Genomic DNA, 16,333 nt, shown 5'->3' with positions numbered 1-16,333 from the left:
TAGACGCCTCGGCGTGGCCGAGGCCGCTCAAGCGGGGCGCTCTTCGCGCCCGGTGATACGGTGCTGCCGCTCGATTTCGATTGATGGCCGTGTGGTTCGATTACGCGCCGAGGGGCTGAGAAGGCATGCGATTTCCGCCCGCTCGCTTCGGCCTCCGCCCCAACCCCGTCATTGCGAGGCGGAGCCGAAGCAATGACGAGAGGAATCGGCAGGGGCGAGCGGAAGCCTCGGCCGGCGCGTAAAAAAAAGAAGCCCGGCCTTGCAGCCGGGCTCCCTGGTTCGTCCGTCGGTGCGCCGGTCTTGCCGGCGTCCGCAGCTCAGTAGCGGTAGTGCTCGGGCTTGAACGGGCCGGTCTCGGCGACGCCGATATAGGCGGCCTGGTCGGGGCGGAGCTTGGAGAGCTTCACGCCGATCTTCTCGAGGTGGAGCGCCGCGACCTTCTCGTCGAGGGTCTTGGGGAGCGTGTAGACTTGGCGATCGTACTTGCCCGGGTTGGTCCACAGCTCGATCTGGGCCAGCGTCTGGTTGGTGAACGAGGCCGACATCACGAAGGACGGGTGGCCGGTGGCGTTGCCGAGGTTCACCAGGCGACCCTCCGACAGGAGGATGATGCGGTGGCCGTCGGCGAAGGTGATCTCATCCACCTGCGGCTTGATGTTCGACCACTTGAGGTTCTTCAGGCCGGCGACCTGAATCTCGTTGTCGAAGTGGCCGATGTTGCACACGATCGCGCGGTCCTTCATGGCGCGCATGTGCTCGATCGTGATGATGTCCTTGTTGCCGGTGGCGGTCACGAAGATGTCGGCGCGCGGCGCGGCATCTTCCATGGTGACGACCTCGTAGCCCTCCATCGCGGCCTGGAGCGCGCAGATCGGGTCGATCTCCGAGACCATGACGCGGCAGCCGGCGTTGCGGAGCGAGGCGGCCGAGCCCTTGCCGACGTCGCCGAAGCCCGCGACCATGGCGACCTTGCCGGCCATCATCACGTCGGTGCCGCGGCGGATGCCGTCGACCAGCGACTCCTTGCAGCCGTAGAGGTTGTCGAACTTCGACTTGGTGACCGAATCGTTCACGTTGATCGCCGGGAAGAGCAGCTTGCCCTCCTTGGCGAGGTTGTAGAGGCGGTGCACGCCCGTGGTGGTCTCCTCGGAGACGCCCTTGATCGAGTCGGCGAGACCCGCGAACCAGCCCTTCGGCTTCTCGGCGAGCTTCTTCTTGAGGAGCGCGAAGAAGATCTCCTCCTCCTCGGATTCCGGCTTGTCGAGGAAGGCGGTGTCGCCGTTCTCGGCGCGCAGACCCAGATGCACGAACATGGTGGCGTCGCCGCCGTCGTCGAGGATCATGTTCGGCATGCCGCCGTCATGCCAGTCGAACAGCTTCGAGGTGTAGTCCCAGTACTCCTCCAGGGTCTCCCCCTTCACGGCGAAGACCGGGATGCCCGCGGCGGCGATGGCGGCGGCGGCGTGGTCCTGGGTCGAGTAGATGTTGCAGGACACCCAGCGGATGTCGGCGCCGAGGCTCTTCAGCGTCTCGATCAGCACCGCGGTCTGGATCGTCATGTGCAGCGAGCCGGCGATCTTGGCGCCCTTGAGCGGCTGCGACGGACCGTACTCCTCGCGGGTCGCCATCAGGCCCGGCATCTCGGTCTCGGCGATCGAGATCTCCTTGCGGCCGTAATCGGCCAGACCGATGTCGCGGACGATGTAATCGTTGGCTGCAGCCATGTGATGTCCCTCTTCGAAGCGGGCCGTCGCGGCCCACGGGCGCCGGCGGACCGGCGCGTCGATCGTCCCTGTAGCAGGGCGGGGCTTAGGGAGCAATCAAGACATAAAGATGTCTTTATGCGTTTGGAGCGGTTCGCGACAACGCGGGCGCATGGGACGGGCTGCCACCCTCCCCGTCGCCGGTCGCCCTTCTCGTCATTGTGAGGCGGAGCCGAAGCAATCCAGAGCGCGACGTTTCTCGAGAGGGCGAGACTGCGCCGATCACGCGGCCAACCACGCGCATCATCCGTAGAGTGCGGAGCGCTGGATTGCTTCGGCTCCGCCTCGCAATGACGGGGTGAGGTGGAACGCGAATCGGCCGTCTCAGGCCGCGCTGCGGCGGTCGAGGGCCGGAGCGTCCGCCGTCTCGACCCGGTCGCGGCCGTTGTGCTTGGCGGCGTAGAGGGCCGCGTCGGCGCGCGCGAGCAGGCCGTCGACGCTCTCGCCCGCGATCCGCTCGGCGACGCCGAAGGAGCAGGTCCGGCGCCCGACCCCCGCGATCTCCGTCCCGGCCACGCGCAGGCGCATCGATTCGGCGAGCGCCTGCGCGCTCGCGAGGTCGGTCGCAGGGCACAGGATCACGAATTCCTCGCCGCCCCAGCGGCCGAGCCGGTCGCCCGGCCGCGCCGCGTCGCCGAGCGCCCCGGCGAGCGCCACCAGCACGGCGTCGCCCACCGCGTGGCCGTGGCGGTCGTTGATCGCCTTGAAGTGGTCGATGTCGGCCAGGATCAGGCTGAAGCCGGCGCCTTCCTCCCGCACCGCCTCGACCAGGGCCTCGTCGAGGGCACGGCGGTTGCTGAGGCCCGTCAGCGGATCGGTGACGGCGAGGCGCTCCAGGTCGCGGGTGCGTTCCTCGACGCGGGCCTGGAGCGTGGCGTTGGCCTCCTGCAGGTCGCGCAAGAGGGCGGCGTTGTCGTCGAAGGCGCGGCGCAGCTTGGCCGCCATGGCGTTGAACACGCCCGCCAGCAGATGGAGTTCGTGGTGGCCCCGCGCCCGCAGCCGCAGCGGCCGCGCCCCGAGGGTGCGGGCGTCGAGCCCGGTCACGAAGGCGCCGATCTCGGCGAGCGGCACGCCCACCATGCGGTGGACCACCACGGAAAAGATTGCCAGCAGCGCCAGGGTCTTCAAGAGCGAGTTGATCAGGATGACGATCAGCGTCTCCTTGACCTGATCGAGGGCGATGCCGTCGTTGGAGCGCACGATCCAGTGGCCGACCCGGTGCGGGCGGCGGTTCTCGTCGGTGTAGACGAGCTCGAACCGCCGCTCGAACGGCCGGTCGAACAGGGCGGGCCAGCGCTGCACACCCGCCGCGTCGCCGACGCGCTCGACCAGCCCGCCATGCTCGTCGCGCACCTCGGCGCCGGTCACCACCGGCATCTCGGCGACCCCGCGCAGGATGCCGCGCAAGACCCCCGCGTTGAAGTTCCACAGGGCGTCGGCGAGCCCCTCGCCGAAGGTGCGCTCCATCGCCCGGATGTCGGCCTCCAGGCGCTGGTGCGCGCTGCGGTACTCCGTAAAAACCTGCACGCCCGTCACCGCGACCGCGACCACGAGGTAGCAGCCGAGGATCACCCGCAGCAGGCGGGCGGCGAGCGACGAGCCGAACAGGCGCCGCGCGGGGCCGGACCAAGGGGTGGTCGAAGGCGTGGTCGGAGCCGGATCGGGGAGCGGGCCTGTCACGCGGTCTCCTCGGTCTCCCATGGGGCGGATCGGTCGCGGCGCAATCACCGTGGATAATTTATCCGAAGCGAGAGCTTAGCCTTTCGTTGACGCGGCGTCACGCTCCGGGGGACGTCCTTTCCGTTCCTGGGGAGCGCCTTACTCGACGGTCAGGAACGCGCCGTCATAGGCCGCGCGAATCGTGCCGAGATCGCCCGGCTCAGCCCAGGCCTCGACGATCTGCCGGTAGGCCGGGCTCGCCCGTTCGGCCCGCAGGATCGCGTCGATGCGGGCGACGCGCGCGCGGCCCCATTCGGTGTTGGGGCACATCACCCGGCTGAACACCGGCGCGGGCGCCTCGGCGAAGGGGAGCGCGGTCACGCCCTCCGGCTGGCCGAGGCTCCGGGCCTGATAGGCCGCGATGGCCGAGTATTCCACGAGATAGTCGAGCCGGTCGGCGAGCAGCATGCGGAACGCCTCGCGGAACTCCGAATGCACGGTCGGCGGGCCGCCCGCGCGAACGAGGGCGTCGATGTCCGGCCCCAACGTGCGGTCGCGCAAAAAACTGGTGCGCAGGCTCTTGTCCGCCAGCAGGGCCGGCAGCGACAGCGGCCCGCGCGCCTCGAAGCGGGCCCGCTCCGGCGCGTGGACGACGATCCGCAGCGGGTAAAACATGGCGATGGGCAGCGAGAACACCGCGAAGGCCTCCCGCTCCGGCGTCCGGATGCCGCCGACGAAGCAGATCTCGGCGCCGTCCTTGAGCGCGCTGACGACGCGGGGGAAGGGCGCGCGCAGGGTGCGGGCGGGCCCTCCGAACAGGCGCGTGTCGAGGAGCTGGCGGATGCGGTCGAAGATGCCGGTCTCCCGCTCCGGCCCGTCCATCATCGAGAAGGGTGGGGCGTCGTAGACCGCCCAGGCCGGCGCCTCCTCGGCGCGGGCTGCGCCTGCCGCGACGAGACAGGCGGCGAGGAATACCGCCCGGCCGCTTGTCCGCAAGAAGGAGAGGTGAGGTCGTACCGGCATGAAGGAGCGAATCGCACCGAATTCGTCAACGGGCCGTTGCCGAGCAAGCGCGGTGCCGTATCGGTCAGGCGGTCCCGTCGCGCAGGGCCCGGCGGATGATCTTGCCCGTCGTCGTCATCGGCAGGCTCTCGCGGAATTCGAGGGCGCGCGGCACCTCGTGCGCCGAGAGGTTCTTCTTGGCAAAGGCCAGAATGTCGGCGGCGAGATCGTCGGAGGGGGTAAACCCTTCGCGCGGGACGACGAAGGCCTTCACGATCTCGGTCCGCAGGGGATCCGGCACGCCGACCGCGGCGGCGAGCGCCACCGCCGGATGGCGCAGCAGGCAATCCTCGATCTCGGTCGGGCCGATGCGGTAGGCCGCAGACGTGATGAGGTCGTCCTCGCGGCCGACGAAGTGGATGTAGCCGTCGGCGTCCCGCCGCGCGGTGTCGCCGGTGAGCCACCACCCGTCCCTGAACTTTTTGGCGGTCGCCTCGGGCTGATTCCAGTAGCCGAGGAACAGCACCGGGTCGGGGGCCTTCACGGCGATCTCGCCGGGCTCGTCCACATCCGCCTCGCTCCCGTCGACCCGCAGCACCGCCACGCGATGGCCCGGCACCGGCCGGCCGGTCGAGCCCGGCCGCGCCACCCCGGCCCGGCGGCAGGCGGCGAGCACGAGGTTGCACTCGGTCTGGCCGTAGGCCTCCCCGATGGTGAGCCCGAGGGCGTCGCGGGCCCAGGCGAAGGTCTCGGGCCCGAGCGCCTCGCCCGCCGAGGCGATGTTCCTCAGCGCCGAGAGATCGAAGCGCTCGCGGGGCGCGGGGACCGCGCGCAGCATCCGCAGCGCCGTCGGCGGCAGGAAGGCGTGGCTGACCCGGAGCGCGGCCATCAGCCGGAACGCGTCCTCCGCCTCGAACCGGGCGGACAACCGGGCCACCACCGGCAGGCCGAGACGCAGGCTCGGCATCACCACGTTGAGCAGGCCCCCGGCCCAGGCCCAGTCGGACGGCGTCCAGACCGGCCCGTCACCGGGGCCGGGAAAGTCGTGCATCATGAGGAAGCCCGGCATGTGGCCGAGCAGGACGCGATGCCCGTGCAGCGCCCCCTTGGCGAGCCCGGTCGTGCCGGAGGTGTAGATCATCAGCGCCGGATCGTCCGGCCCGGTTTCTTGCTGTGCAAATTCCTCCGGGTTTCCCGCGGCCTCGATCGCGGCGAGCGCCTCGGCCCCGTCCCTGGGCCCGTCGACGCTGACGATGAGGGTGAGGTCGGGCAGCGCCTCACGGATCGGCGCGAGCTTGGCGAGCCCGGCCGCGTCGGTGACGACGGCGCGGGCCCCGGCATCGCCCAGGCGGTAGCGCAGGGCCTCCGCGCCGAACAGGCCGGCGAGCGGCAGGGCGACGGCGCCGAGGCGATAGGCGGCCAGATGCGTCACGACCACGTCGGCCGATTGCGGCAGCAGCACCGCGATCCGATCCCCCACGCCGACGCCGCGGGCCGACAGGCCGGCGGCGAGCGCCAGGGAGCGGGCCCGCAACGCGCCGTGGGGGATCGTCGCCACCGTGCCGTCGGGCGCGACCTCGAGGATCGCCGGGCGCTCCGGCTCGGACAGCGCCCAGCGGTCGCAGACATCGGCCGCGATGTTGTAGCGCTCCGGGATCTCCCAGCGGAAATTCGCGGTCAGCTCTTCGTAGGTTGCGGCCGGCTCCAGCACGGCATCGTTCCTCGACCCTCGCGGGGCTTCCGTGTCGCCGGACCCCGCGTCTCCTCGTTCACCGTGTGCCGGCTTCTCGCCGCGCGCGCCGGCCCGCCGCAACCCGGACCTTCGGCTCAGGCCTCGTTTTTCGGGAAGCCGCCGGCATGGACGAAGTCGGTGATCGGGCGGCGGGCATTGGGGCGCTCCTTCTCCCGCTGCTCCTCGGTGAGGTCGGCCCAGGGCTTGGCGCGCCCGACCGCGTAGGCGGCTTCGATCTTGTGGTGCTCCGGCACGTTCAGCACGGCCGGCGCGCGCTCGCGGTCGAAGCCGCCCATGCCGTGGACGTGCCAGCCCAGCCGGTTGGCCTGGAGCGCGAAGGCGAGCGAGGCGGCGCCCGCATCGAGCGAGTGGCTGGGGGCGGGCCTCAACTCGTCGCCGACCTTCATCCGGCTGTTCGAGACGAGGAACACCAGCGCGCCCGTATCGACGGCCCACTTGCGGTTGCCCGGCACCAGCAGGTCGAGGAAGACCGCCCAGTCGGGCGTGTCGCGTAAGCTGTAGACGAAGCGCCAGGGCTGCGAGTTGTACGAGGAGGGCGACCAGCGCGCCGCCTCGAACATCCGCATCAGCTCGGCCTCCGGCACGGCCTCCCCGGTGAAGGCGCGGGGCGACCAGCGCTCCGCGAAGAGCGGCTCGATCGCGTGGTCGGGCGTGCGGGTGGTCGGGCGGTCGGTCTCGGTCGTCACGTGCGCGCGGTCTCCTGTCTCGTCCGACAGAGGTAGGGCACCGCGCGGTGCGGTGCAAAAGGCCGGTCAGACCTCGTTCCTCAAAAGGCCCGAGGCGAGACAGCGGAACGCCTCGATCGCCTTCGGCAGGACGGCGCGGGGCTCGTCGGCGGCGGCGACCCAGAGGGCGGCGTCGAGGGCCGCGCCGTTGATCAGCCGGGCCGCGGCCTCGGCATCGACCGGATGCAGGGTGCCGGAGTCGATCAGGGCCTGGATCGTCTCGGTCGTGGCCCGCAGGCAAGCGGTCTGGCCCGGCCAGCGCGAGGGATCGCCGAGCACCGCCGGCCCGTCGAGCAGCATGATCCGCTGAATCTCGGGCTCCAGCGCGAGTTCGATGTAGGCGACGCATTCCTCCAGAAAGCCCGCCCACGGCGTCGCCGCCCGCTCGCCGACGGCTCGGGCCTTCGCCACCATCTCGGCGTCGAGCTGTTCGAGCACCGCGCGCAGCAGGCCTTTCTTGTCGCCGAAGTTGTGGTAGAGCGCCCCGCGCGTCAGCCCGGCGGCGGCGGTCAGCTCATCCATCGAGGCCGCCGCGAACCCCTTCTCGGCGAAGGCGTTTCGCGCCGCCAGCAAGAGCTTGGCCCGCGTCTCCTCCATCATCCGCGCGCGCTGCCCGGCCGCCATCGTGGTCTCCGCCTCTTCGCATGCATCACGTATACGGATTGACATACGCGCCGTATGCAAACACATCTCCCGCATACGGTGCGTATATGAAGCGCGCCGCGACGCCGGGGAAGGGCCCCGGCCATCGAGAGGATCGAATCATGGGCAAGCGCGACGCGATCATCCCGCCCGGCCGGCAGGCGCTCTACGAGCAGCACCGCTACTCCGCCGCGATCCGCTCCGGCGACCTGCTATTCGTCTCGGGTCAGGTCGGCAGCCGCGAGGATGGCTCGCCCGAGCCGGACTACGCGACCCAGGTGCGCCGCGCCTTCGATCGGCTCGACGCGGTGCTGCGAGAGGCGGGCTGCAGCTTCGACGACGTGGTGGATGTGACCACCTTCCATACCGACCCGGAGGCGCAGTTCGAGACCCTGATGGCTGTGCGCGACACGGTGATCGGCGCCCCGCCCTATCCGAACTGGACCGCGGTCGGGGTGACATGGCTCGCGGGATTCGATTTCGAGATCAAAGTCATCGCTCGCATCCCGCAGGCGGCGTGATCGGGCGCGCCGTCAGCGCCGCGCCACGGCGATCAGGGCGGTCGAGGGCACGGGCAGGACCGGGCGCCCCGCCGCCATCCGGCGCATCTCGTCGAGGATCGCCGCCCGCTCGGCCTCGCTCAGGCGCGCCCAGTCCTGCGACATCCCGAACAGGGTCTCGGGCACGTCGAGGGCGGCGACGTCGAGTTCGAAATCGTGGGTGACGAAGGTGATGTGCGGATCGCGATAGCCCGCGGCGACGAGTTCGCGCGCGAAATCCTCCGGATCGCTCAAGGCGAGCACGCCCTCGGGCATCGGCATCGGATCGATCTCCGGAAACAGCCGGCCCCGCACCTCGCTCAGCAGCAGGAACGTCGCCGCCCCGCCCCGCTGCCACGTGGCGACGACGCCGTACCCGCCGGCCTTCGTCACCCGCGCCATCTCGGCCAGACCCCGGCGCCAGTCAGGGAACAGGATCACGCCAAAAATCGAAAAGACTGCATCGAAGCTCCCGTCGGGAAGGGCCAGCGCCTGCCCGTCCATCACCCGCGCCTCGACGTTCGGCAGGCCGGCTTGCCCGATCCGGGCGACCATGCCGGGGGAGAAATCGGTCGCGAGCACCTGCGCGCCGGTCCGCGCCGCCGCCAGGGCGAGGGCTCCGGTGCCAGCGGCCACGTCGAGGACATGGGTCTCGGGCCCGAGCGGCACGCCCGCCAGCGCGGCCTCCGCGTAGCGCGCGGTGAAGGGATGGGCGGTCGTGGCGTAGTGCCGGGCGACCGCGTCCCATCGTTCCGGATCGTCGTAGCCGCTCATCGTGGATCATTCCCTGTCACGTAACTTCATGAGTATCGTGATTGGGCGCGCTTGCCAATCCGCTCCGGCATGCGAAGGATCGCGCGTGCGAAGCGACAGCCGCCTTTCCCGGATGCTCCATGTGCTGCTCCACATGGCCCGGCACGACCGCCCGATGACGTCCGAGGCGATCGCCGCGATGCTCGGCACCAATCCGGTGGTGGTCCGGCGCACGATGGCGGGCCTGCGCGAGGCGGGCTACGTGCGTTCCGACAAGGGCCATGGCGGCGGCTGGGCCATCGCCGCCGACCTCGCCACGGTGTCGCTCCTCGACATCCACCGGGCGGTCGGCGGCCCGCGCCTCTTCGCCATCGGCAACGACCGCCCGAACCCCGACTGCGCGGTCGAGCGGGTCGTCAACGCGGCGATCGAGGACGCGCTCGGCGAGGCCGAGGCGCTGCTCGTCGCCCGGCTCGGCCGGATCAGCCTCGCGGAACTCGCCCGCGGCTTCGACGCGCACTGCGCCGGTTCGGGCGGCTGCGGCGGCCCGTGATAAGGTCTGGCCGCACGCCCCGGAGACCGCCATGGCCGAACATGCCGAACCCGCCCTGCTGCTGCGCGAGGACCGCGACGGCGTCGCGACGCTCACCCTCAACCGGCCGTCGGCCCGCAACGCCCTGTCCTTCGCCCTGCTGGAAGCCATGCGCGACGCCTTCGCGGCGCTGGCGGAGGACGAATCGGTCCGCGCCGTGGTGCTGGCGGCGTCCGGGCCGGCCTTCTGTGCCGGGCACGACCTCAAGGAGATGACCGGCTACCGCGCCGAGCCCGACCGGGGCGCGGAAAAGTTCGAAACGCTGTTCGGACTGTGCTCGGCGGTGATGATGGCGATCCCCGCCCTGCCCCAGCCGGTGATCGCGGCGGTGGAGGGCGTGGCGACCGCCGCCGGCTGCCAGCTCGTGGCCTCCTGCGATCTCGCGGTGGCGGGGGCGCAGGCGCGGTTCGCGACGCCCGGCGTGCAGATCGGCCTGTTCTGCTCGACCCCGATGGTGGCGCTCTCGCGCAACCTGTCGCGCAAGGCGGCGATGCGGATGCTGCTCACCGCCGACATGGTCGGGGCGGAGGAGGCCCGCGCGCTCGGCCTCGTCAGCGACGTGACGGACGCCGGCGCGACACTGGCCCAGGCGCAGGACCTCGCGAAGGGCATTGCGGCGCGCAGCGCCTATACCGTGCGGGTGGGCAAGCGCGCCTTCTACGAGCAGATCGAGATGCCGCTGGCGCAAGCCTACGCCCATGCCGGCCGGGTGATGGCGGAGAACATGCTGGCGCGCTCGGCCGAAGACGGCATCGGCGCCTTCCTGAACCGGAAGGGGCGCTAAGCGGCGCCGAAGCGCGAACCCTTTGCCCGCCCGCGCATTGGCTTCGGCGGCGTTTTGGAGCCGACCAAGCCCGCGAACGGACCCCCATGCTGCAACCAGACCCTCCCCTCCCCGAGCCCGATCCGAACTCCAGGAAAATCGTGAGTTGGAACCTGCTGCGCCGCACCGGCGCGGCGGTGGACTGCCTCGTGGAGCTGATCGAGCGGGAGCGGCCCGACCTGCTGCTGATGCAGGAGGCGACCCGCGAGATCGGCGCCCTGCCCGAGCGCGTCGGCGGTGTCTATGCCTGGGCGCAGTTGCCGGGGCGCATCCACGGTCTGGCGATGTGGAGCCCGGTGCCGTGGGGCAAGCCCCCGGAGATCGTGCCGCTGCCGCCGGGCGTGCTGATCGACCGGGTGTGTCAGGTGCTCGACTGGGACGGGTTCGGGGTCGGCAACGTCCATCTCTCGCACGGGCAGGTGCTCAACCGGCGCCAGCTCCGGCGGATCGAGAGCCATCTGCCGGCCCGCGCGGCGGTGCTCGGCGACTACAACATCGTCGGCCCGGCCCTGCTGCCGGGTTTTCGCGACGTCGGCCCCCGGCGCCCGACCCATGCCATGGTCGATGTGCTGCCGCTGCGGCTCGACCGCTGCCTCGTGCGCGGCCTCGTCTGCCACGAGCGGGCGGTGCTGCCCCGCGGGTTGTCCGACCACCATCCGATCACGGTGCGGCTCGCGCCCGCGCCGGAGGGGCCGTGCGCGCCCGGCCGGCTCAGAGGTATGGCAGAAGCAGTCGCACGGCTGCGTCGCGCAGGCGCACGAGGTGCGGGCGCGCGTCGAGATCGGCCTGGGTCAGGCGGGTCTCGCACTTCCCCGAAATGAAGTCGTCGAGCCGGCCGGCGAGCGCGGCGTCGTAGACCTCGACGTTCAGCTCGAAGTTGAGGCGGAAGCTGCGCGAATCCCAGTTGGCGCTGCCGATGAAGCACCATTGCCGATCCACCGACAGCGCCTTCGAATGGTCGAACGGCGGTTCGTCGATCCAGATCCGCACGCCGCTCCTGAGCAGCGGATCGATATGCCCCCGCGTCGCCCAATCGACGATCGGATGGTCGCTCTTCCTCGGGATCACGACATCGACCTCGATCCCGCGGGTCGCCGCGAGGCAGAGCGCGCTGACGATCATGTCGTTGGGCAGGAAGTAGGGCGTCGTCAGGCGGATCGATCTGCGCGCGCAGCTGATCGCCTGAAGGACGACGGTGGCGATCTTCTCGATGTCGGCGTCCGGCCCCGAGGTGACGACGCGGGCGGTCAGGTCGCCCGCGGGCGAGAGCCGCGGCATCCACGCCTCGCCCTCCAGATCCTCGCCCGAGACGAAGGCCCAATCGACGATGAAGGCCTGGGCCAGCTGCTCGACCACCGGCCCCTCGATCCGGAAATGGGTGTCGCGGATCGGGAATTTGGGCTTCGTCGCGACGCGGTTGCCGTCGGAGATGTTGACGCCGCCGGTGAAGGCCACGCGCCCGTCGAGGATCAGGAGCTTCTTGTGGGTGCGCAGGTTCAGGAACGGCATCCGCCAGGGCAGCACCGAATGCATGAACAGGCCCGCCGGCACCCCGAGGCTCCTGAGACGCCGCCACGCCGCCGGGTAGAAGTAGCCGCTGCCGATGCCGTCTAGGATGACGCGCACCTCGCAGCCGCGGTCCTTGGCCGCCTTCAGTGCGGAGATGAAGGTCTGTCCGATCTCGTCGTCGAGGAAGATGTAGCTCGACAGCGCCACGCTGCGGCGCGCCCCCGCAATCGCCGCCAGCATCGCCGGATAGGCCTCGTCGCCGTTGCGGAAAACAGCGATGCCGGTGCCGGCCACCGTCGGCAGGCCGGTGATGGCGCGCACCGCGCGGTCCAGGGGCGCATAGGCCTCCGGCACGGCGGCCGGGGCCTGGGGCGTCTCGTCGTACTGGACGGAGGGGCGCCGCTTGAGCTTGCGCGCCCGGCGCTCGACCCGGTTGAGGCCGAAGGTGAGGTAGAGCGCGGTGCCGAAGACCGGCGAGAGCCAGACCAGCCCGGTCCAGCCGATCGCCGAGCCGACCACGCGCTTGCGTAGCAGGATGTGCAGGCTGACGCCGAACGAGATCAGGATGCCGACGGCCGCGAGGAGATCCGCGCGGATGGCGGCCGTCTGCCCGAGCCAGCGGGTGAGGATGTCTTCCACCGGTCCGCCCGCCGCTCCGCGCCCCGTCTCGCGAAGCCGCGCCTCGCGATGCGCACATAGGCCAAGCCGGCCTTCGCGAACAGCCGGGCCGTCGAAACGTGAAGGGGGCCCCGCCTCGCGGCGGAGCCCCCTCTCCTCTTTCGTTCACAGCACCGGCGACGATCAGTCGTCGGCGAAGATGTCCCGGTCCTTGGTCTCGGGCAGGAACAGCAGGCCGATGACGGCGGTCATCAGCGCGATGACGATCGGGTACCAGAGGCCGTAATAGATGTCGCCGGTCTGGGCCACCATGGCGAAGGCGGTGGCCGGCAGCAGGCCGCCGAACCAGCCGTTGCCGATGTGGTAGGGCAGCGACATCGAGGTGTAGCGGATGCGGGTGGGGAACAGCTCCACCAGCGCCGCCGCGATCGGGCCGTAGACCATCGTCACGTAGAGGACGAGGATCGTCAGGATGGCGATGATCGTCAGCTTCTGCGCGGAGAAGATGTCGACCACCTTGGCGAAGTTCGACAGGCCGTCCTTCGGGTCGATGGCGATCTTCACGATCTCCGGGTTCTTGGCGTCCGGATAGCCCGCCGCGGTGAGCGCCGCGCCGACATCCTTGGCGAAGGTCGGATCGGAGGCCGCGAACTCCTTGCCGGCGACGGTGACCGTGGCCTTGGTGCCAGCCGGCTGGTTCTCGGTGGTGTAGTTCACGGCGCCGCGGGCGAGCAGCGCCTTGGCGATGTCGCACGAGTTGGTGAACTTGGCCGTGCCGACCGGATTGAACTGGAACGAGCAATCCGCCGGGTCGGCCTTGACGATCACCTGCGTGTTCTGCTGCGCGGCGGCGAGCGCCGGGTTGGCGGCCGCCGTCAGCGCCTTGAACAGCGGGAAGAAGGTCAGCGCCGCGATCACGCAGCCGCCCAGGATGATCGGCTTGCGGCCGATCTTGTCCGAGAGCGAACCGAAGAACAGGAACCCGCCGGTGGCCAGGATCAGCGACCACGCGATGAGCACGTTGGCCGTGAACTGATCGACCTTCAGGATCGATTGCAGGAAGAACAGGGCGTAGAACTGGCCCGTGTACCAGACCACGGCCTGGCCGGCGGTGAGGCCGAGGAGCGCGAGCAGCGCCCAGCGGGCGTTCTTCCACTGGCCGAAGGCCTCGGACAGCGGCGCCTTCGAGCCGGTGCCCTCCTCCTTCATCTTCTTGAAGGCCGGGCTCTCCTGCATCTGCATGCGGATCCAGACCGAGATGCCGAGCAGCACGATCGAGACCAGGAACGGGATGCGCCAGCCCCAGGCGGCGAACGGCGTGATGGTGGAGGCGGTGCCGTCGGCGGCGGTGACCGGGACGGGGGCGTAGTTGGCGTTGACGTAGATCTGCGTGAACAGGATCACCATCAGCGACAGGAGCAGGCCCAGCGTCGCGGTGGTCTGGATGAAGGCGGTGTAGAAGCCGCGACGGCCCTTGGGCGCGTGCTCGGCCACGTAGACCGCCGCCCCGCCGTACTCGCCGCCGAGCGCGAGGCCCTGGAGCATGCGAAGCGCCAGCAGCGTCACGGGCGCGACCCAGCCGATGCCGTACTCGTTGAGGGTGGTGTAGGAGGGCAGCAGGCCGACGAAGAACGTCGAGATGCCCATGATCAGGATGGTGATCAGGAAGGTGTACTTGCGCCCGACCAAGTCGCCGAGCCGACCGAACACCAGAGCGCCGAACGGGCGCACGAGGAAGCCCGCCGCGAAGGCGAGCAGCGCGAACACGTTACGGGTCGCTTCCGGGTAGGCCGAGAAGAACTGCGCGCCGATGATCGCCGCCAGCGAGCCGTAGAGATAGAAATCGTACCATTCGAAGACGGTACCCAACGAGGAGGCCAGGATGACCTTCTTCTCGTTGCCGGTCATCGGTCGGACGTCCGCTTCCGTCCGCGGTATTGCGGCTCCTGTCGCCATCAGGCGCTCCTCCAGATCTTGAACTTGTTTTTTTGACACCGCTCGTGGTGCGCGGCGACGCTATGTCAAGATTCTCTGCGACAGAAGAGGGCGGGAGGCGCCGAAATCGGATTTTTCATCAAGAATTTATGCGGAAGCGCGGCCGCGTTTCAAAAACGGCTGAGGGTGTGCTGTCGAGGGCACGTGAGGGGCTGCTTTGCACGTTCAAGGGGCGTGCTTATTCCTGGGTTTGTCAGATTTTGTTTGAGGATCGACAGGAGGGCGGAAAGGCAGTCCGCCTGCCCCCTCCCTCCTACCCAACCCCCTTATCCTGAGGTGCCGCGCAGCGGCCTCGAAGGAGGGCTCCAGATGTCGCGCGATTCCTGGAGCCCTCCTTCGAGGCTGAGCTGACGCTCAGCACCTCAGGATGAGGGGATTGGGTAGGAGGGAAGAGCGGCCCGAAAGGCCGCTCACAGGCGGCCTTCCACCCAGTCGCGCACCAGCAGGTGGGCGATGGCCGTCTCCGGCGGGATGGTCAGATCCTCGGGATGCGTGCCGGCCAGCATCCGCGCCGCGTCCTCGCGCGAGAACCAGCGCGCGTCCTCCAGCTCGGCCGGGTCGATCGCGATCGCCTCCGACACGGCCTCGCCGACGCAGCCGAGCATCAGCGAGGAGGGGAACGGCCAGGGCTGCGAGGCGTGGTAGGCCACCGCCCCCACCCGCACGCCGGTCTCCTCGAACGTCTCGCGGCGCACCGCGTCCTCCAGCGTCTCGCCGGGCTCGATGAAGCCGGCCAGACACGAATACATCCCCGGCTTGAAGTGCGGGCTGCGCCCGAGCAGGCAGGATGAACTCCGCCGCACCAGCATGATCGCCACCGGATCGGTGCGCGGGAAGTGGTGGAGCCCGCATTGCGGGCATTCGCGCCGGAAGCCGCCGGCCCCGACCGTCGTCGGGCTGCCGCAGCGGCCACAGAAGCCGTGCCGGGCGTGCCACGCCAGCAGCGACTTGGCGGTCGCGGCGAGCCCCAGTTCGGCCCGCGCGACGCGGCCCTCGCTGGCGAGCGCCCGCAGATCGACCGCCCGGAAATCGGGCTCGGGAAACCGCTCGGCGGCCTCCGCGGTCGCAGCGGCGGCGAAGACCGGCCGCTCGCCGAACCGGCCGAGGAAGACTTCGTGGCTCAGGGCGCCGGCCCTTGCCCCCTCGCTCGGCGCGAGCAGCACGCTCGCCTCACCGGTCGCCATACCCAAAAGAACCCGCTCGCCCGCCATCAGGACGAGCCCGGCCCCCTCCCCCGCCTGGGCCAGAGCCGGGGCGGCGCCGGCCTCCGCCGAATGGCGCACGAGGCCGCTCTCGACATAGGCCAGGGCGTCCCGCCCGCCGCCCTCCCGCGCGCCCATCAGGCGGCCGCGAAGAGTTGGGCGGCGCGCTCCAGGATCTGGGCGCGGGCGTGCGGCGGGTAGGGTTTGCGCTCGCCGTGGCCCCAGACCGGGCTCGGCCAAGCGGGGTCCGAGCGGAACCGTGCGATCACGTGGACATGGAGCTGCGCCACCACGTTGCCGAGGGCCGCCACGTTCACCTTGTCGGGTTTGGCGAGCGCTTGTATCACCTTGACGGTCAAGCGAATCTCCCCGGTCAAGGCGGCGGCGTCGGCCTCGTCGAGGTCGGTCAGCTCGCTCAAAGACGGCCGGCGCGGCACGAGGATCAGCCACGGGAAGCGGGCGTCGTCCATCAGCAGGACCGAGCACAGGGCGAGGTCGCCGACGTGATGGGTGTCGGCGATGAGTTGCGGGTCGAGGGAGAAGTCGTCGCTCATGGCTGGGGCATCTAGAGCATCGGCCCGAAAGGTGGCCAGGGTCCGCGGCAAAACACCGATCCGTCCCGCCCGTCGCCGGGGCGCGCCCCGGTGATCCCGGCCCCGGTCCAGCGCGTCCTGTCCCGCCTGAGCGCGGCGCTCGAAGCCCGGCGGGCCGAGCCCGCGCCGCCCGCCCCGCTCCCGCCCCGCCCCGCCCCGGAGGCT

General features: G+C 70.4%; 15 protein-coding genes. 4 read left to right on the top strand and 11 right to left on the bottom strand.

What is annotated here, in order from left to right:
• Positions 1 to 317 precede the first annotated feature (317 nt).
• The 6 genes from ahcY to AAHG03_RS01775 all read right to left on the bottom strand — a co-directional run bounded on the left by ahcY (position 318) and on the right by AAHG03_RS01775 (position 7,526).
• On the bottom strand, positions 318 to 1,724 hold the full coding sequence (gene ahcY, locus AAHG03_RS01800; protein ID WP_342148296.1) for an adenosylhomocysteinase: 1,407 nt from the start codon (positions 1,722 to 1,724) through the stop codon (positions 318 to 320).
• A 363-nt stretch (positions 1,725 to 2,087) separates the two neighbouring features.
• Positions 2,088 to 3,443, bottom strand: a complete 1,356-nt coding sequence (locus AAHG03_RS01795) for a diguanylate cyclase domain-containing protein (protein WP_342148295.1) — start codon at positions 3,441 to 3,443, stop codon at positions 2,088 to 2,090.
• Positions 3,444 to 3,581: 138 nt separating this feature from the next.
• Positions 3,582 to 4,445, bottom strand: coding sequence for a transporter substrate-binding domain-containing protein (locus AAHG03_RS01790; RefSeq protein ID WP_342148294.1), 864 nt, complete (start codon positions 4,443 to 4,445; stop codon positions 3,582 to 3,584).
• 64 nt (positions 4,446 to 4,509) lie between these two features.
• Positions 4,510 to 6,135 carry an acyl-CoA synthetase gene (locus AAHG03_RS01785; protein WP_342148292.1) on the bottom strand — a complete coding sequence of 542 codons (1,626 nt, stop codon included), beginning with the start codon at positions 6,133 to 6,135 and terminating at the stop codon, positions 4,510 to 4,512.
• Between the two features lie 116 nt (positions 6,136 to 6,251).
• Positions 6,252 to 6,863, bottom strand: coding sequence for a nitroreductase family protein (locus AAHG03_RS01780; protein WP_342148289.1), 612 nt, complete (start codon positions 6,861 to 6,863; stop codon positions 6,252 to 6,254).
• Between the two features lie 66 nt (positions 6,864 to 6,929).
• On the bottom strand, positions 6,930 to 7,526 hold the full coding sequence (locus AAHG03_RS01775; RefSeq protein WP_342148287.1) for a TetR/AcrR family transcriptional regulator: 597 nt from the start codon (positions 7,524 to 7,526) through the stop codon (positions 6,930 to 6,932).
• Between the two features lie 140 nt (positions 7,527 to 7,666).
• On the opposite strand from AAHG03_RS01775, the gene AAHG03_RS01770 reads away from it, so the two are divergent.
• Positions 7,667 to 8,065: a RidA family protein gene (locus tag AAHG03_RS01770; protein ID WP_342148286.1), complete on the top strand. Its 399-nt coding sequence runs from the start codon at positions 7,667 to 7,669 to the stop codon at positions 8,063 to 8,065.
• 12 nt (positions 8,066 to 8,077) lie between these two features.
• Here AAHG03_RS01770 and AAHG03_RS01765 read toward each other — a convergent pair whose 3' ends face one another.
• Positions 8,078 to 8,857, bottom strand: a complete 780-nt coding sequence (locus AAHG03_RS01765) for a class I SAM-dependent methyltransferase (RefSeq protein WP_342148285.1) — start codon at positions 8,855 to 8,857, stop codon at positions 8,078 to 8,080.
• An 85-nt stretch (positions 8,858 to 8,942) separates the two neighbouring features.
• On the opposite strand from AAHG03_RS01765, the gene AAHG03_RS01760 reads away from it, so the two are divergent.
• The 3 genes from AAHG03_RS01760 to AAHG03_RS01750 all read left to right on the top strand — a co-directional run bounded on the left by AAHG03_RS01760 (position 8,943) and on the right by AAHG03_RS01750 (position 11,072).
• Positions 8,943 to 9,389, top strand: coding sequence for an Rrf2 family transcriptional regulator (locus AAHG03_RS01760; protein WP_342148284.1), 447 nt, complete (start codon positions 8,943 to 8,945; stop codon positions 9,387 to 9,389).
• 31 nt (positions 9,390 to 9,420) lie between these two features.
• Entirely contained in the window at positions 9,421 to 10,212 is a 792-nt protein-coding gene (locus AAHG03_RS01755) for an enoyl-CoA hydratase (protein ID WP_342148282.1), read from the top strand.
• An 86-nt stretch (positions 10,213 to 10,298) separates the two neighbouring features.
• Positions 10,299 to 11,072 (top strand): endonuclease/exonuclease/phosphatase family protein, encoded by a 774-nt coding sequence (locus tag AAHG03_RS01750; protein ID WP_342148280.1) that lies wholly within the window; start codon positions 10,299 to 10,301, stop codon positions 11,070 to 11,072.
• On the opposite strand, the gene cls is transcribed toward AAHG03_RS01750, so the two are convergent.
• The 4 genes from cls to AAHG03_RS01730 all read right to left on the bottom strand — a co-directional run bounded on the left by cls (position 10,963) and on the right by AAHG03_RS01730 (position 16,129).
• Entirely contained in the window at positions 10,963 to 12,399 is a 1,437-nt protein-coding gene (cls, locus tag AAHG03_RS01745) for a cardiolipin synthase (protein WP_342148278.1), read from the bottom strand. The genes AAHG03_RS01750 and cls overlap by 110 nt on opposite strands.
• Before the next feature lie 162 nt (positions 12,400 to 12,561).
• Positions 12,562 to 14,286, bottom strand: coding sequence for an MFS transporter (locus AAHG03_RS01740; protein ID WP_342148277.1), 1,725 nt, complete (start codon positions 14,284 to 14,286; stop codon positions 12,562 to 12,564).
• A gap of 497 nt (positions 14,287 to 14,783) precedes the next feature.
• The gene (gene nudC / locus AAHG03_RS01735) at positions 14,784 to 15,713 is read right to left on the bottom strand and encodes an NAD(+) diphosphatase (RefSeq protein ID WP_342148276.1); all 930 of its coding nucleotides are present in this window, start codon (positions 15,711 to 15,713) and stop codon (positions 14,784 to 14,786) included.
• Positions 15,713 to 16,129 (bottom strand): HIT domain-containing protein, encoded by a 417-nt coding sequence (locus AAHG03_RS01730; protein WP_342148275.1) that lies wholly within the window; start codon positions 16,127 to 16,129, stop codon positions 15,713 to 15,715. The genes nudC and AAHG03_RS01730 overlap by 1 nt, the downstream gene beginning before the upstream one ends.
• Positions 16,130 to 16,333 lie beyond the last annotated feature (204 nt).

This window comes from Methylorubrum subtropicum, from assembly GCF_038442325.1.
GTDB classification, from domain to species: Bacteria; Pseudomonadota; Alphaproteobacteria; order Rhizobiales; family Beijerinckiaceae; genus Methylobacterium; species Methylobacterium subtropicum.
This window is presented reverse-complemented; position numbering and strand designations above follow the sequence as displayed.

Coding starts and splice junctions, on each gene's coding strand:
- ahcY (WP_342148296.1), bottom strand. CDS start 1,724: ATGGCTGCAGCCAACGATTACATCGTCCGCGACATCGGTCTGGCCGAT.
- AAHG03_RS01790 (WP_342148294.1), bottom strand. CDS start 4,445: ATGCCGGTACGACCTCACCTCTCCTTCTTGCGGACAAGCGGCCGGGCG.
- AAHG03_RS01775 (WP_342148287.1), bottom strand. CDS start 7,526: ATGGCGGCCGGGCAGCGCGCGCGGATGATGGAGGAGACGCGGGCCAAG.
- AAHG03_RS01770 (WP_342148286.1), top strand. CDS start 7,667: ATGGGCAAGCGCGACGCGATCATCCCGCCCGGCCGGCAGGCGCTCTAC.
- AAHG03_RS01765 (WP_342148285.1), bottom strand. CDS start 8,857: ATGAGCGGCTACGACGATCCGGAACGATGGGACGCGGTCGCCCGGCAC.
- AAHG03_RS01755 (WP_342148282.1), top strand. CDS start 9,421: ATGGCCGAACATGCCGAACCCGCCCTGCTGCTGCGCGAGGACCGCGAC.
- AAHG03_RS01750 (WP_342148280.1), top strand. CDS start 10,299: ATGCTGCAACCAGACCCTCCCCTCCCCGAGCCCGATCCGAACTCCAGG.
- AAHG03_RS01740 (WP_342148277.1), bottom strand. CDS start 14,286: ATGACCGGCAACGAGAAGAAGGTCATCCTGGCCTCCTCGTTGGGTACC.
- nudC (WP_342148276.1), bottom strand. CDS start 15,713: ATGGGCGCGCGGGAGGGCGGCGGGCGGGACGCCCTGGCCTATGTCGAG.
- AAHG03_RS01730 (WP_342148275.1), bottom strand. CDS start 16,129: ATGAGCGACGACTTCTCCCTCGACCCGCAACTCATCGCCGACACCCAT.